Source organism: Profundicola chukchiensis (assembly GCF_029664245.1).
In the GTDB taxonomy this organism is placed as follows: Bacteria; Bacteroidota; Bacteroidia; order Flavobacteriales; family Weeksellaceae; genus Profundicola; species Profundicola chukchiensis.
The window spans coordinates 1-346 of the sequence record NZ_JANAIE010000025.1 but is presented as its reverse complement, the minus strand read 5'-3'; the positions used below and the strand labels follow the sequence as shown (position 1 = coordinate 346).

Here is a 346-nt window from a genome sequence, read left to right as displayed (position 1 = left end):
TGAGCTTGAATTCCGTCTGGGAATTCATTGAAAAAAGCAAAATTATCACAAATATCAAAGATGATAAAGTGTTCCTTGTCCATGCCAGGACCAAACAGATTAGGTCTTAACCTAGTTCCTCTACCTATCATTTGCCAAAACTTGGCATAAGATCTTACTTGTTTAAAGAATACTAGATTTACGACTCTAGGCGCATCAACTCCTGTATCCATCATATCTACGGATACTGCAATTTGAGGTTCTAGTTCTACCTTGTCCTCACAAAAGTTTTCTAGTAAATCCTGTGCTTTTGATTCATAGTTATCTATAACTCTCAGAAACTTACCCGAATATTCTGGATAGTTTT

Annotated in this window: 1 pseudogene; it reads right to left on the bottom strand. The window is 35.8% G+C overall.

What is annotated here, in order from left to right:
- Window positions 1–346: pseudogene (locus tag NLM59_RS11545) on the bottom strand (helicase-related protein); the annotation flags it as partial.